Source organism: Flammeovirga sp. SJP92 (assembly GCF_001583495.1).
Lineage (GTDB): Bacteria > Bacteroidota > Bacteroidia > Cytophagales > Flammeovirgaceae > Flammeovirga.
In genome coordinates this window covers 213,989-229,724 of sequence record NZ_LQAQ01000018.1, presented here as the reverse complement: position 1 = coordinate 229,724, position 15,736 = coordinate 213,989, and the positions used below count along the sequence as shown (strand labels likewise).

14 protein-coding genes are annotated in these 15,736 nt (G+C 32.4%); 5 read left to right on the top strand and 9 right to left on the bottom strand.

All coding sequences use genetic code 11. The features are described from left to right. Positions 1–26: 26 nt before the first annotated feature. The 3 genes from AVL50_RS04720 to AVL50_RS04710 all read right to left on the bottom strand — a co-directional run bounded on the left by AVL50_RS04720 (position 27) and on the right by AVL50_RS04710 (position 5,511). The gene (locus tag AVL50_RS04720; RefSeq protein WP_062615328.1) at positions 27–1,739 is read right to left on the bottom strand and encodes an Ig-like domain-containing protein; all 1,713 of its coding nucleotides are present in this window, start codon (positions 1,737–1,739) and stop codon (positions 27–29) included. A gap of 166 nt (positions 1,740–1,905) precedes the next feature. Continuing rightward, entirely contained in the window at positions 1,906–3,612 is a 1,707-nt protein-coding gene (locus AVL50_RS04715; protein WP_062615327.1) for a hypothetical protein, read from the bottom strand. A gap of 159 nt (positions 3,613–3,771) precedes the next feature. Next, positions 3,772–5,511 (bottom strand): hypothetical protein, encoded by a 1,740-nt coding sequence (locus AVL50_RS04710; RefSeq protein ID WP_062615326.1) that lies wholly within the window; start codon positions 5,509–5,511, stop codon positions 3,772–3,774. A 216-nt stretch (positions 5,512–5,727) separates the two neighbouring features. Between AVL50_RS04710 and AVL50_RS04705 the strand changes: the two genes are divergently transcribed. The 4 genes from AVL50_RS04705 to xerD all read left to right on the top strand — a co-directional run bounded on the left by AVL50_RS04705 (position 5,728) and on the right by xerD (position 9,489). Beyond that, positions 5,728–6,558, top strand: a complete 831-nt coding sequence (locus tag AVL50_RS04705) for a helix-turn-helix domain-containing protein (protein ID WP_062615325.1) — start codon at positions 5,728–5,730, stop codon at positions 6,556–6,558. Between the two features lie 464 nt (positions 6,559–7,022). Then, positions 7,023–8,138 carry a hypothetical protein gene (locus tag AVL50_RS04700; RefSeq protein ID WP_062615324.1) on the top strand — a complete coding sequence of 372 codons (1,116 nt, stop codon included), beginning with the start codon at positions 7,023–7,025 and terminating at the stop codon, positions 8,136–8,138. Positions 8,139–8,284: 146 nt separating this feature from the next. Beyond that, positions 8,285–8,578 carry a hypothetical protein gene (locus AVL50_RS04695; RefSeq protein WP_062615323.1) on the top strand — a complete coding sequence of 98 codons (294 nt, stop codon included), beginning with the start codon at positions 8,285–8,287 and terminating at the stop codon, positions 8,576–8,578. A 5-nt stretch (positions 8,579–8,583) separates the two neighbouring features. Then, positions 8,584–9,489, top strand: coding sequence for a site-specific tyrosine recombinase XerD (gene xerD / locus AVL50_RS04690; protein WP_062615322.1), 906 nt, complete (start codon positions 8,584–8,586; stop codon positions 9,487–9,489). 184 nt (positions 9,490–9,673) lie between these two features. Here the strand turns inward: xerD and AVL50_RS04685 are convergent, their stop codons facing one another. The 3 genes from AVL50_RS04685 to AVL50_RS04675 are packed head-to-tail and all read right to left on the bottom strand — an operon-like array spanning position 9,674 to position 11,594. After that, on the bottom strand, positions 9,674–10,558 hold the full coding sequence (locus AVL50_RS04685) for a DUF5777 family beta-barrel protein (protein ID WP_062615321.1): 885 nt from the start codon (positions 10,556–10,558) through the stop codon (positions 9,674–9,676). After that, positions 10,555–11,103 (bottom strand): YceI family protein, encoded by a 549-nt coding sequence (locus AVL50_RS04680; protein WP_062615320.1) that lies wholly within the window; start codon positions 11,101–11,103, stop codon positions 10,555–10,557. The genes AVL50_RS04685 and AVL50_RS04680 overlap by 4 nt, the downstream gene beginning before the upstream one ends. Before the next feature lie 2 nt (positions 11,104–11,105). Further along, positions 11,106–11,594: a hypothetical protein gene (locus AVL50_RS04675; protein WP_157491142.1), complete on the bottom strand. Its 489-nt coding sequence runs from the start codon at positions 11,592–11,594 to the stop codon at positions 11,106–11,108. A gap of 262 nt (positions 11,595–11,856) precedes the next feature. On the opposite strand from AVL50_RS04675, the gene AVL50_RS04670 reads away from it, so the two are divergent. After that, positions 11,857–13,305, top strand: a complete 1,449-nt coding sequence (locus AVL50_RS04670; protein ID WP_062615318.1) for a PP2C family protein-serine/threonine phosphatase — start codon at positions 11,857–11,859, stop codon at positions 13,303–13,305. 39 nt (positions 13,306–13,344) lie between these two features. On the opposite strand, the gene AVL50_RS04665 is transcribed toward AVL50_RS04670, so the two are convergent. From AVL50_RS04665 to AVL50_RS04655, 3 genes are all read right to left on the bottom strand, one after another. Continuing rightward, positions 13,345–13,554 carry a hypothetical protein gene (locus AVL50_RS04665; RefSeq protein WP_044213177.1) on the bottom strand — a complete coding sequence of 70 codons (210 nt, stop codon included), beginning with the start codon at positions 13,552–13,554 and terminating at the stop codon, positions 13,345–13,347. Positions 13,555–13,917: 363 nt separating this feature from the next. After that, positions 13,918–15,186 (bottom strand): adenylosuccinate synthase, encoded by a 1,269-nt coding sequence (locus AVL50_RS04660; RefSeq protein WP_062615317.1) that lies wholly within the window; start codon positions 15,184–15,186, stop codon positions 13,918–13,920. Between the two features lie 50 nt (positions 15,187–15,236). After that, positions 15,237–15,587, bottom strand: a complete 351-nt coding sequence (locus AVL50_RS04655) for an STAS domain-containing protein (protein ID WP_062615316.1) — start codon at positions 15,585–15,587, stop codon at positions 15,237–15,239. Between the last annotated feature and the right edge of the window lie 149 nt (positions 15,588–15,736).

The window sequence follows — 15,736 nt, the reverse complement described above, 5'->3', positions numbered from 1 at the left end:
TTGTTTTATCACTAATTTACAATGCACTAGTCTTGATAAAGCTTCAAGCCTTTTAAATAATGTATTTGTTCAAGTTCTTGTTTACGACGGATTTCGTCATCAGAGTAAGCTCTAATGGGGGTAGAAATTGAATTTTTATATACTGTTTTTGAGATATAAAAAGAACTATCTTTTAATGTGTTTCCTAAGTTGCCAATAGTAAAAGTTGTTGAATTTACAGGTGCTTCATAGATCTCTTTAAACTTGCCATTATGAGCATTTACAATTAAACTATCCGTTTTAGAGAAATCAAAGTCAATAGTATCTTTCCTGAAAGATAGAACATACCTTTCTGCAATTGATTCCGATTCATACTTTAAATTTATTTGAGAGTATTCATATTCAACAGCGTCAGTCGGAAATATTGAATTAATAGAATTATTGTTTTCATAAAGAAGATACTCAATGGGGTAGGTGTCATTAAAACTATTAGCAACATCAGCAATAATTGAGGTTCTTCTTGATATTTCCCCCTTGCCAATATTGTAATTATGTTGTTGTACAGAATATTCAATTTGGGATGGTGTGGCATTAAAGTATGAAGTAGTATATCTATAAATGAATTTGTTATCAACTTTTTTTTCAGTGTATATTGGAATATCGAAGTAGTAACTTTTTCCATCTACTATTGCGTGTTGAAAGAAGAAGTAATGCGTATGGTTAAATTCAAGAAAATTGGATTTCACTATTACATCTTTAGGTTGCGTGTTAATGTCATCTTTGTTAAAAGAAATTGTATCCCCATCATTCATTATTTCAGTCATAATAAAAATACTTTTATCCAATTCTTTATGGGTTGCCAAAAAGAAGTAGTGATCACGACTTTCATAAGTTTCTCTTGTATCTAAATCAAAAGTCAAATAGATCATATCATTCTCTTCATTTCTTTTATAAAAGAAAATTGCAGATCTATGATTGATAACAAGAGAAGATTCGATGTTGGAAGGGAAACCAATTGTAATTTCTTTCCTTTGAGGCTTGGGTTTTTGTTGGCTGTAAAAATCATTTATTTCTGTATTAGAAGAAGAGATTTCAATATAGCTAACGTAGGCGACGCTTTCTTCATTAGTGTTAAATGTTTTTGTATCAGTACGTGATAAAGCCCTGCATTGATAGAAGTATTGATCTCTGTTATCTTCAGGTATCAAAACCTTTATTTCTCCAGAAAAATCATTGAGATAAAAAGCATCAGAGATAGGGTTTTGATTTTTATCTAAAAACATCAATGTGATTTCAGTATTCTTTACAGAATAAAAATAATCTTGATAGTTAAAGCTTTCAATTACACCACTACCAACCAGATAAGTAGGTAAATAATTATCTACCTCAATCTCAAAAGATTCTTTTACAGAACTCTGTGGCAATTCTTTTTCACTAGAAAGTAAGGCCTCAAAAGTGAAATTATGATATCCCTCTTCCAACTGCTTTGAATCAAAAGTAAAGAGCCATTGTCCATTTTCTTGTTTTGTATCGACATTAAGTGATTGTCCATTAGCGGTAAATATCACCTCAGTGACCTCTATGTCATCTTCCTTTTCTATAGATAACTGTAGAGTAGATGTGCCTCTAAGAAAATCTTTTGATTCTAACCTTAGTGTTGGAAGATTTTCTATGGTAGTTTGAACTTCTTCTTGTGTACAAGAAGAGAGAAATAATGAGATAATAATCCCAATAATCAATAGTTTGTTATGTTTGATCATCGTTGAAAAAATTATAAGATTTAAATCGCATAAGAAAAAAAGAAGCCTGATGTTTCTATCGATGTATTACAAAATTGAGGAACAGAAGATGGAATAACAAATTGAACTTATTTTTTCTGTGAAGAAAAGCGATCTCTAGAGGAAGAAAATCGCTTTTTTTATTTTTTTATTGAATTGGTTTGTCAAAGTCATCATACCTGTTTGATAGACTCCTTTCTGCATTAGAATGATCTATTGTCATTCGAGTATTAGAATTTTCATATACTTTTTTTCTCATATAAAATCTATTTTGAAATGTAGCATCAGTTAATGATAAATATGAAAACTCTTTGAATTGTATAGGTTTCTCAAAAAGTACTTTAAACTTACCTCCATGAGCAGTTAAGAATGAATTATCAATTTTTGAGAAATCAAACACAAACTCATTTTGTTGGTTATTTGACACAGCTTGATAAGAACGATATTGGTTATTTTTTTGAGTAAAAGAATAATCAATAGTAGCTTGTTTATAATATTTACCTTCCAAAACATCATTGGGTAATACGGATACAGAACCTTGGTTATGAGTATATTTTATATAATTAAGCGGGTATGGTTCATCATATGAATCCGTAATCTTATCTATAATAGTTTCTTTTTCTGAAATGCCATCTTCTTCAATGTTACGCTTTTCAACCAAATATTTTATTTTTATGGAAGGAGCATTGAAGTAGGTTGATGTAAATTTTTCTAATACTTTATCTCCAACGTATTCATAAGTATTAGAATATCTAATAAACTGTTTTTCTTCAAGTTCTAATATTTGAAAGTAGCGTATGGATTGGCTTTCGTTAGGTTTAGGATAATTAATTTCATCTTCGTCAGGTTGATTAAGAATATCTTCTTTGTTAAAAATAATTGTATCTCCGTCATTCATAAGTTCTGTTAGAATATGAATACTTTTCTCTAAGCTGAAATGATATGCTCTAAAAGCATTGGGGTATGTACTACTTTCATTTATATTTATTTTAAATGAAATATACTTCATATCATTATCCTCGTTCATAACTACAGAGTTATTAATATGGTCATAGTTTTTTACAAGGTATCTGTCTAAATCTGTAGGAAATCCAATTGTTACACTTTTGGTGTCGTATTCTTTATCAAAATTTATTGATGTGTAATAATCTTTAATAATAGTACTATTAGATTGAACTTTTGAATATCGAATGACAGCAGCTTCTTCAAAATGAATATTGTTCGGATAATTATAAAAAGTTAATCTATGAGATGATGCTTTTCCAGAATAGAAAGTTCTATCTCTATTGTTCTCAGGGATAAGAATTTTGACATTGCCAGAGAAGTTGTTCAAGTACAAAGGTTCTCCAATCAGGTTTTGATCTTGGTCAAGAAATATAACGGTTTCTTCCGCATTACTTTTACTAATACCACCATTGTCATAATTTAAACTATCAATAAGCCCTTCTTTTACAAAGTAAGGTTCTATGTAATTATCCACTTCAATCTCAAAAGATTGTTTAACAGAAGTCTGAGGTAATGCAAACTCACTGGATAATAAAGCTTCAAATGTAATGTCTTGAAACCCATCTTCTAATTGCTTTGAATCAAAAGTTACTTTCCATTGGTCATTTTCAAGTTTTGAAACGTGATCAAGTGTTTTCCCATTGACAGATAATATGATATTATGAATTGACATAGAATCACGCTTCTCTGTGGTGATGCTTAATGTAGAGTTTCCTCTAAGGAACTCTGTTGATTCCAATTTCAGGGTAGGTAGATTTTCAGAAGTAGTTTGAATTTCTTCTTGTGCACAAGAAGAGAATAGTAAAGAGATAATCATCCCAATACTCAAAAGTTTGTTTTGAAAGACCATAGTTTGAAAAATGATAAGTATAGACCACTACTGTAGAAAAGAGAGTGACATTTATATTAAGGTTTATGAAATTGAAAGTGATCCTCTGTTGAAGAAAAGGACCACTTTTTTAATGAAAAATGCTTTTTTATTAATGATGATTGATGCGTTAATTAAGTACTATTTGTAATGTATTGTAACACCTTTTTCTCTTAAGTCATGCTCTATTTGTCGCTCATGATATTGCCTGTCCATTTCAGTTATGGTGTAAGGACCGTTCATTCTTGTATTAGAGTTTTCGTAAATAGTATTCTTCATCAAGAAGTAAGGTTGAGTAATTCCTCCTTTTGTATTCCCTAAAGTATAGTCTCTATAGTTCACAGTGCTATTTACTACCTTCTGGAATTTTCCATTGTGTGCTTCTAAAAATGATTTGTGTATTTTAGAAAAGTCGAATTTCAATTCTTCCTCCAAGTAAGATAGTACACTTTGACGATATATATAGTTCACTTTTTCTTCAGGATTTGAGATAGTATAAGTTACTCCGCTTCTTTTAAAATAGTTTTCATCAATTTCATTTGTGGTGGCAATTGATATTTCACTACCATTAAGAGTATGGTTGAGGTAGTTAATTGGGTAGGGAATATTAAAGTTCTTATTAGATGGGTCTTCTATCAATGTATTGATTTCACTATACCCATTTTGTTCATATTTACGATTAAAAACACAATATTTTATATCTATATCTGGAACATTATAATAAGCAGAAGGTATTCTTACAAAGGAATTTCCCTCGTCATCATATTCTTCATAAATATAATCAAAATAGTTTTTACCGTTGATGGTGAAATAAAGGTAATAGTAAAGTCTTTCGTCAGGTGGAGTTGAGGTTGTAATAATAGTTTGCGCGGGTGAATTGAGAATATCTTCTTCTGTTATCATTAATGTATCCCCATCGTTCATTATTTCTGTTAGAATTGATATACTTTTGTTGGTTTCATAATGTTTGAGATAAAAATAGTCAATACTAGTATATTGTTGGTTGTGTTGATCATCATATTCATTTAGAACTAAAGTATAATAATTTATACCATTAATAGTTTCAAAAGTATAGCCCATTTCTTGGGATCTGAAACTACTAACAGTTATTGAATTATTTGGATAGGCCACTGTTACTGTTTTTCTATCCTGAATTCTTTTACGGTTGTATTCAGTATTTAATTCAGTGGATTGTGAAAGAACTTCAGTATAATTTAATGTACAATAATCAAGTTTATTTGTTGTATATAGTTCAATTTTATATTCATTGATGTATGAATATAAAATGCCTTTGTAGAAAACTTGATCACGATTGTCTTCAGGGATTAGTATTTTTAATTCCCCTGCAAAATCATTCAAATAGATGGGTTCAGATATAGGTTCTTGATTTTTATCAAAGAACATAATTGTTTCCTGACTTTCATATCTATCCCTGAGATGACCTTGATAATTTTTGTCAGTGACAAACCCAGCTCTTACTAGGTATGTTGGAAGGTAATTATCCACCTCAATCTCAAAAGATTCTTTTACGGAACTCTGTGGTAATTTTTTTTCACTGGCAAGTAAGGCTTCAAAAGTGATTTCCTGATACCCCTCTTCCAACTGCTTTGAATCAAAAGTAAAGAGCCATTGTCCATTTTCTTGTTTTGTATCGACATTAAGTGATTGTCCATTGGCAGTGAAAATAACCTCAGTTACCTCTATGTCATCTTCCTTTTCTATAGATAACTGTAGAGTAGATGTGCCTCTAAGAAAACCTGTTGAGTCCAACGTTAGAGTAGGTAGATTTTCTATGGTGGTTTGAACTTCTTCTTGTTCGCAAGAAGAGCCTAATATAGAGATGAGTAGCCCTATAATGAGAAGTTTGCTTTGTTTAAACATTGATGAAAAAAATTAATAAGATTACTTAAAAATAAAAGTCAGTCTGCTTCTTTTATGTAATGCAAAGTTAAGGAAAATAGAGCAAGGTTTGGTAATTTTTTTGAAGAAGAAATAGTATGATTTTTCTTTTATTTGTAATACAACGAAGCTATTTATTTGGAATTAGAGCTTTTAAGTTTTAATATAACGTAAATAATGTTATCCAAAGATTAATTAATGAACGCTCACTGCAAAACGATATCTCCAGCCACTCAAAAAACGTTATTACAACTCATTCAATATGAGTTGGACATTTATGTTACATCTGAACAAGAGCGTAAAAGAGAAAATCTATTGTATTTATATAGAAAGAAGGACAATGATTTGAAAAGTATCACTTCCTCATTGGAGTCACTTCAACAGTCTTCAGAAATGAAGAAAGCTTTAGAAACCAACCGGTTATTATTAATAGCCCAACTCAGCGAAATTGAATTAGAACTAGATCTTTTGGAGAAAAGGCAACCTCACCTGACGATTGTTCATCGAAAATACCTTCAAATATTATTGGATGCAGGCATTTCTAAAACTAAGATTGCAGAAGCATTGAACGTACATATTTCAACTATCTATAGAGAGATAAAAAGAAATACAAAGCACCAAAAATATCAAGCCATAACAGCCCATCAATTTGCTAAAACCCGAAAGAAAGTTGTGGGAAGCATGTCGAAAACAAAACCCAGTAAAACCTCTTTTACTTTCCGTTCCAAATATTTTTTATATGCTGAACGCCGTGAAATTTTTTGGCGTTCCGATAGTTCAAGAGAGAGAAGAAAATACAAATTTGTTTTCCAAAAGAAAGGGTTTAAGTATCACATTTATGCTCTTCGATTATCTCTGCCAAAGCTTTACCACTTTAAAAATGATTGGCAGTACTTTCAGCTTTTAATAGAATACCCTGAAGTTATTTTTCAACCTGTCAAAAAAAATCAGAAGAATATAAAAACACTGCTATCGGAGAACGTAATATTACCTGTAATCCTGAGAGAAGTGTATTCAATCGTCGCTTAAAAGGGAACAACTATATCATTTTACTCTTTTTCAAGAGAGTTCCCAATCAATTTTTCACGCTAATAGAGAGTTTGTATTGACATCCCAATAAAAAAGGAGGGAATGATTATGATTTTGGGGTGACATTTTATGTTTTTTTGGAATGTGAGAGTAGGTTTCGCATTTACTCACGAATTATAAATTAAAAAATGAGTCATTCTTTCTCTTAAACAAAAATAAGTTTTTAATACTGTTCTTTTAAGTCTATCATATTTCGAAAATTCTTTATAAAACGAACTGTGATAAATTCTATTAAAGGCCCTAAATGATAGAGATATTTATAATGACATATGTTGTAATAATCATATCATGTTTGCTATTTTTTTCTTTATTATTCATTAGTAATAAGAGTTTTATTTGTTGGAATAAATTTTGTGAATTCTCATAATAAATAAGACTAATTAACTCTTACTTTAAGCTAAAAAATGGGGAATATTGAAATTTTCAATAGTAATAATGCTCACGATGAAAATGATTTGTCTTTTGACATTCTAACATTTTATGAAAAATTTTTAAGATACCTGAATTGGGATCCTCTATTATTCTCTTTGGTTTTTGGTCTAATTTTATTTTCACTTCACTTAATAGCTTCAGTATTAGAAGAGGAGACGACTAAGTATTTAATAATAAAAGATATGTCTTTCTTTTTATCAGCAATGAATTCTGTAGGAGCTTACCTAGTGATAAGTGCAACAAAAAGACTAAGGCGATTTTTAGCAAACCTTATCCATCTTACAAAAGCAAATAATTCTGATTTAAATGAGACCTACAAAAAAGATTTTCTGGGTAATAGGACATTATTTTTTGCATTCTCTTTTGGTTGTATAAATGTATTTTTTGCTTATTTATTTGGGGTGAAATATCTATTTGATAAAGATTATTATTTAGTCAGCACATTTTTTTTTCAAATATTTTCAATTGGTTTTATTGGAGGGATAACTGTAAATGCTACTATAGTAATTGTAAAATTGATAAAGAAAGTATCTTTTGCAAAAACGTTGAAGTTAGATTACTTATACCCTGATAAGTGTGCAGGAACATTATTTATTGGAAATATATTGTTTGTATTTGCAATTTATTTTATAATCATAGGAGTGATGATATATTTTTTTATCGGTCATTATGAATGGGTAAATTTGAAAAGTGATGATAAAAACTTATATGTATATTCGATTATGCATTTTTGGAAAGTTTTCCCATTTATTTTATCAGGTATAGTATTTATTGTACCTGTAAAAAAATTGCATGTTCTTTTAAAAGAATATAAGGTAAATGAACTGATAAAAGTAAGAAATAGGCTAAGATATTTGACTGATTTTATGTTTTCATTAGATACAAATGAGTCTTCAACCAAAGATGAAATTGAATTTTTAGATAACTATTATTTAAAGCTAAAAAATATTGACAAAGAAATTAGTGAGTTAAATACATGGCCTTATAATTTCATGTATAGTTCAACCTTTTTAGGTATTTTTCTGCCTATAACAATTGGGATAATTCAACAATTGATAAAAAATTTCAATAAAATTATTTATAACTAAAAGTTGTAATATTCTTTTGTGAAGAAAATATTACATTAACTTCCTATTAAAAATAGTTATTGTCTTTTCCCCTGAATTTAATCAAACAGTAAATGCTTATTGTTAGTAATTACTGATATTGATCCTTTTTCTAACTATCTTTCGCTATGTATTTAGAAACATGGAATAAAATAAGAGACCGTTTTGAGATAGAGGAGGAGTACAATCCGCCTACTTTTGGAGATGCAGCGGATAAACTTTCCCAGTATTTTGAGCATTTATTACGCAATGATTCCAGCAAATTAATGAATGGACTGTATCGTATAGATGTAAAGGAGGAGTTGGTCAAAGAAGCTTTTGCCTTGGGGAGTATTGAAGATATTGCAGATGCATTGGCAAGGTTGGCCCTGAGAAGGGAATGGGAAAAGTACAAAATGCGTGAAAGGTGGTCTAATTTATAATTTTGATGAACTGGAAAGTAACGGTAAAGGATTATGCTCTTTATTTGAGGTTGGAAAGAGGGATGTCCAAAAATACAATTGAAGCTTATCTGAGAGATGTCTCTAAGTTTGTTGAATATGCGGATTTGGTGGATAACAACCTTAAGCCTCAAAATGTAACAAGAGAGAATGTTGTTTCGTTTTTGATGTATTTACAACAAGAGGTTCACCTCTCAACAAGAACACAAGCTAGGATTTTATCAGGTTTGAAATCTTTTTATACCTACCTCAATGAGTCCGATCAAACGGAAAATAACCCTGTTGAATTGATTGAAACTCCGCGTTTGACTCAAAAACTTCCTGATACGTTGGAGGTTGAGGAAATTGATTTACTGATAGAAGCGATTGACCATACTACTTATGAGGGAAGACGAAATCACGCTATTTTGGAGGTGTTGTATGGTTGTGGTCTTAGGGTTTCTGAGTTGATCAATTTAAGTTTGGAGGATCTGTTTTTGGCCGAAGGCTTTATCAAAGTGGTTGGAAAAGGAGACAAGGAACGCTTTGTACCTATTGGAGAGGAAGCGGCTTTCCAAATTACACTTTACATTGAAAAAGATCGTATTACAAAAACGCCTAAAAAAGGATCTGAGAATATTATTTTCTTGAATAGGAGAGGAGCAAAGCTGACAAGAGTAATGATTTTTACCATTATCAAGAGGTTAGCGGAGGCCATCCAATTGGGGAAAAATATCAGTCCTCACACATTCAGGCATTCTTTTGCCTCTCATATGGTGGAAGGTGGTGCAGATTTAAGAGCGGTTCAAGAAATGTTGGGACATGAATCTATCACTACAACCGAAATCTACACCCATTTAAATAAAGAATATCTACAGCAGGTCATAACAGAGTTTCACCCTAGGGCGAATTAGTACATTGTAAACTATTTAGTATTTAGAAATCAGGAGATTTCTGATGATCTGAATGACACGAATGACACTAACGCTTAACATTCGCGCCATTGAGCTTTCTACCATTATAGTTTGGTAGTACTCCCTCTAGTCTTGAAGGGAAAAGCTTAAAGAAATATCAATGGAGGATTGACAAAAATATTCCTTAATCCCATTGCTTCTTCTTCTTTTTGCCTAACACAAAACTTCTGGAAATATTGAAACCCAATCTGATATCTCCAGAAAAGAAATCCTCTGTGGTTTCTGCAATAAACCCTTTTTCAATCATTGGTCTGCTGTTGGTCACATGAAATTGAAAAACATGACCACCCGTTTCAATATCAAAACCTACCGCAAACGCATCATAATAGACTGTACTTGTCGCATTGAGTCTTGGATAATATTCAGCATTGATAGAAAGTCGCCTAGTTAATTTTAGCCTTCCGCCAATACCTAATGCAAAAAGATCTTGATCAAGTTGAGTGGTAGTGGTCAGGTTAAAATGAATATACGTGGGCATAAGTTGGAGAGAGAAAGAGGAACTGAACTTCCTGGCTATTAAAGCTTGTGTGGTATAGGTCATTCGGTTGGAAGCTGTTTCATAGATTGGATCTCTTAACGTAATATAAGTGGCGGAACCAAAAAGAGTAATTGAGATAGGTGTGCTTTTACCACTGCTTGCCTGACGGAGCAGTCTGTATTTCAAATACCCATCATACGTTTTTTCAAAAGAGCTTCTGCCTAAACCTACTGTCAGCCGATCGTTGATACCATAACTTAAGCCCAGTCTGATATTGGCTTGATCGAGACCAAATAATTCATAACTTCCATCACTCACAGGTCCAAAGCGATGAGAAATCAAAAATTCCAATTCATTTTGTCCACGTGTTTCGAGCGTATGCCCATTGATTAATCTTGACCCTTTGAAAGTGGCATACACATAAGTGGGTGTCGTGTCGGTTTCTTGTTCCAATACATCCAAAAGGTCATCTTGAGTATAAGAAGTTAGAGAAATCAATAAAAAAATAGAGAAGAGATAGATTGTTTTCATTTTTTAAAAGAAAAAGTAGAAGTGACTTTGACTACTTCAGCAATTTTGTTGAACATAATTTGCGGAATTTCAATATCGAAATCTTCCAGTGCAACGTTAAAAGTAGTTTGAGCTTCTATTTGATGATCTGAAATATTAAAGGTAATTTTTGCTTCAAGTGGCTTTGTTTTACCATGAATACTCAGTTTGCCTTTTACCTGCATTTCCTGTTGTCCATTTTGATTTAAATCAGGAGGAGTGGATAATTGCCCCGAAAAAGTTGCTTTAGGGAATTTCTCAGACTCTACATAATTTTCATTAAAATGCTCTTGCATCAATGAAAGTTTGAATTCAAAAGAAGTCATAAGAATAGATACCGCCACCTTGTGAGTAGCAGTATCCATAATTCCCATAGAGGATGTACTGGTGGCTGTAATATCCTCAATTAATGCATCTGAGAAAAAAGTAGTTGTCCCATTTTTATCAATTAAATAAGACTGTCCAAAGCTTTGATTAATACTGAAAAAGGAGGCGAATAAAAACGCTATTTTAATGACAGAATTCATAATTATTCTGGAACTGCATCTCTGACATAAGCAAAACCACCGCTCTTACTTGTTGACCAGGAAGTGAATCTTATATTCAGATAAATATTGTCTTGAATGAGGTGAACAACCAAACTTTGCCCTACTACTTCTTTGGGTTTAACAGCAGTTCTAAATGGAGCAAAGGTTAAGTTATCTTTATTTTCCACTGTACCCACAGCCCATTCAGTTCCCACCGGACTGCTATTTTTACTATAAGTAGAATTTTCTTTTATATTAAAAATTTGACCTCCATCGTTTCCTCTAGTGATCCATACATTATCTGTAATTCTATCTTGGTTGGCTTCGCTGTTAGGATCAGTATTGGCTGCTTTTGTAAAAGAAACTTCGTTATCACCTACAGAAGGAAGATTTTGAGGTGGAGTTGTACCATTATTAGGATCAACGCTGTCACTTTCACAAGCCGTAAAGGCCATAGACAAAAGGAGCAATACTCGGAATAGGTTTTTCATAGTGTTAAAAAGTATTTATTGAGTTTTTTTCTTATTAACCCTTCGGGCTTTCATATTGTTTTATAGCTATTCAATAATATCAATGATTGAACAACTTGTTAAATGTTAGTCGTGAAAATCTATAAAACCTTAATAATTATCTTTAAATTTTAGCATCAGTTGTTAACACTTTTGATTTTAAGAAGGGTCTGCTTTAATTTTTCTATTTTTGATCTCACTTATAATTACAGGTAGATTTACCCTACTAATTGTGTACTTGAATATGGATGACAACTTACTTCAAACAACTACATTTACTACTTTACAAGATGAAAGCGCTCGTGATAAAATTAGATTTCTGAAAATATCTTTGATAACGACGCTGGCTATAAGTGTGACTTACTTTTTCCTGTCAAAATATGTGATGCGTTTTAAAGTGGGTGAATTAGTTTGTCTTTACTTTATAGCGGTACATTTTCTTCTTTTTGTTCTGTTAAAATTAAAAGTTCAATTTTATATTATTGGCAATGCCTTTTCATTCTTGGTTCTTTTGGGGTTAAGCATCATTGCTATTTATTCAGGAGGGATTGAAGCACCTGTTATTGCTTGGTTTTTGTGCGTTATTGTCAGTGCATTTTGGTATGCTAATCGACTGTCAGGTATACTATGGTTTATTATCACCACCTTGGATGTGCTCTTTATTTTTATTACAGATTCATTAGATCTTTTGCCAGAAAGCCAAATGCCCGAGGAGGTCTACTCTTTTTATGCAGGGGTGATGTTGATGGGGATCATGCTGTATTATTTTGTAGTGATTATTACCTATGAAAACTGGAAACGCAGGGCTGTGGTAAAAATGAATGAACAACATAAAGCACTTTTGGCCAATCATGAGGAATTGCATCAACAGAATGAAGAAATCTCAACCCAAAGGGAGTTACTGAATGAAAGGTCGATGACTTTGGAAGAAGTGAACAACAAACTCAGTGGAAGTATTCAATATGCCAGCCGAATTCAGCAGAGTATAATGTCTAAGGAAGAAGAACTGAAGAAATATTTTTCGGATGCTTTTGTGTATTGGAAACCAAGAGATATTGTTGGCGGTGATTTTTATTGGATGTGTGATTATGGTGATGGAGTTAAAGTTTTGGCTTGCATCGACTGTACAGGTCATGGTGTTCCGGGTTCTTTTCTCACCATTATGGCCAATGATATTTTAAATGAAGCCGCACATTATTTGAGAATGTCAGACCCTAGGCATTTGATTATTTTCTTGGATCAAAATATTCAACGCTTAACGAGCAAAAGAGAAAAGGGGTATGTTGAAGATGGAATGGATATTTCGATCATTAGGGTCAATGAGAATGAATACGAAGTAGATTTTGCCGGAGCTAAACAAAACCTTCACAGAATTTCGGACGGGGAATTGATAGAATATAAAGGAGATAAGTTTAGTGTTGGAGGGAACAGTATTGATAATAAACGTTTTATGAAGCAATCTTTTGGCTACCAAAAAGGTGATTTGTTGTATCTTCAATCAGATGGTTTTCAAGATCAGTTTGGAGGGAAAAAAGATAAAAAGTTTTTAAGAAAACGATATAAAAATAGTTTGATAGATCATCATCACTTACCACTTCGCACCCAGAAAGAGGAACTGCACAAAATTTTCACCATTTGGAAAGGGGAGGGCAAGCAAACAGATGATGTATTAGTGGTAGGCGTAAAATTGTAAAAATAAAGCCCTATACTTTCGTGTAGGGCACGTTCAACATTAGTAGAAAAGGCCTAGACCATCCGTTCCAAGGTCTTTTTTTAGGTCTTCTTTGAAAATGGCAATATAACCTTGTTCATTTAAGGAAATTGCCTCTTGCTCGGTTTGAGGAACAATCAGCTTCCCATCCTGTGATGAGAAAATTACTTTTGATTCTTTGAATGTTTTGAAACACTCAATGGCTTGTTCCTTTATTTTTTCAAACTCCATGTTTTTAGCGTTTAAGTGAAAAAATAAATTAGGGTAATATATATAACGTTTTTGAACCTTATTTAGTTCATTTAATTGAATCGCAAGTATTCAGCCAAAACTATTACTATGATCATAATCAGAATCAAACTTCACTTACCCTTAATGTTTCCTTTGAAAAAGAAGGTATAAAATGAACTCAATGAGAACTGTTTTGTTTGAAGGGTTTAAATATTTTAAGCTGCCTCATGTTCAGCAAAGTGTTTCTTATGCTTATCGCTTTTTTTTGATTTTCAGTTTCAGACATTATTTAAAAGGAGATAAAAAAAGAGACCAATATTCATCATAAATATTGGCCTCTCCTTCTATATTCTATTAGAAATACTATTTCATAATTGTTTCCTCACGGTCTGGACCAAGAGAAACCATTGTAATAGGCACTTCAATATAATCTTCAATGAACTTGATATACTCCATCAATTCTTGAGGAAGTTCCTCAAAAGAAAGTTTAGGATCAACTTCTTGATTCCATCCTTTTAATGTAGTATAGATAGGTTCTTTGATGTCTTCTAAATCGTAAGGAACCTCTTTCGTTTTCGTTCCGTCTTTCAACAAGTACTCTGTACAGATGCTGATTTCTTCAAACGTGTTCATTACGTCTGCTTTCATCATAAATAATTCTGTAGCACCGTTGATCATTACAGCGTACTTCAAGATAGGAAGGTCTAACCATCCACATCTACGTCTACGGCCTGTAGTAGCACCAAACTCGTGACCCAAGTTTTGTAATGCTTCACCAGTTTCATCAAATAATTCTGTAGGGAATGGACCAGAACCCACACGTGTACAGTAAGCTTTGAAGATACCGTAGATGTTCTTTTGCGAATTAGGAGCTACACCTAAACCAGTTGAAGCACCTGCCGCAAAAGTGTTTGAAGAAGTAACGAAAGGATATGAACCGAAGTCAACATCCAATAAAGTACCTTGAGCACCTTCCGCTAAAACTTTCTTTCCATCTTTCAGCGCATTGTTCACAAAGTATTCGCTGTTTACGAATGACATTGTTTTTAAGAAATCAACTGCAGAGAAGAATTCTTTTTCCATTTCAGGAAGTTGCTCCGTGTAATCGAAATCGTAGAATTTCAAGATTTCGATATGCTTGTTTTTTAAAGCGTTGTATTTTGCTTCAAAATCCTCAGCAAATAAATCACCTGTTCTTAAACCAACACGAGCAGACTTGTCTTGGTAAGTTGGGCCGATACCTTTTAATGTAGATCCAATTTTTTGATCACCTTTACTTTTCTCATAAGCTGCGTCAAGCAATCTATGCGTAGGGATAATCAAGTGTGTTTTCTTAGAAAGAAGGATTTTACTTTTGATGTCAGAGAAGCCAGCAGCTTCTAACTTTTCAATCTCTTCACGGAAAATACGGATATCAAGAACAACACCATTACCAATAATATTTGAAGTGCCTTCTTGAAATACACCTGAAGGGATTTGGTGTAGTACGAATTTTTTACCATCAAACTCTAATGTGTGCCCAGCGTTAGGTCCGCCTTGGAAACGAGCAACCACATCATATTTTGGAGCAAGGACGTCGACAACTTTGCCTTTTCCTTCATCTCCCCATTGCATACCTAAAAGAATATCCATTCTTAATAGAATTTATTATAGATCTGTATTAATTTTTCTAAAAGTAGTGATTACGCTCTACTCAGTCGTAATTTTTGCATTGCCTCACCTCTTCGGCCACTGGTTTGAAACACTTTATCCAGTTTAGTAATGCGAAGCAGTTTGGCTAATTGTTCGGGTGGAGTGATCAATAACATCCTTCCATTGTGAGTAGAAATGTCAGTATACAAACGTACCAACATGCTTAGGCCTCCACTGTTCATATGGTTTACTTCAGAAGCGTCGATTACAAAATCAGTATTTCCTGATCTCGTAAAAGCCTTTGCATCTCGGATCAAAATCTTTTCTTTTGGTAAACCTAAAAAATCACCTTTAAGTTTTACATTAATGATTCCGTCGTAAATAAAGAAGCTGTATTCCATGTGTAATTTTTGTTTTTCGTGAAAAACCTCACAAATATAACTTGTAGATAGTTAGGAAACTGTAACTAATTATAATTTTATTCTAACTTCGAGCATTTAAGCGCAATTCTTTAAAATTAATAAGAAAAAAAATAGATATTTGCAGCTTA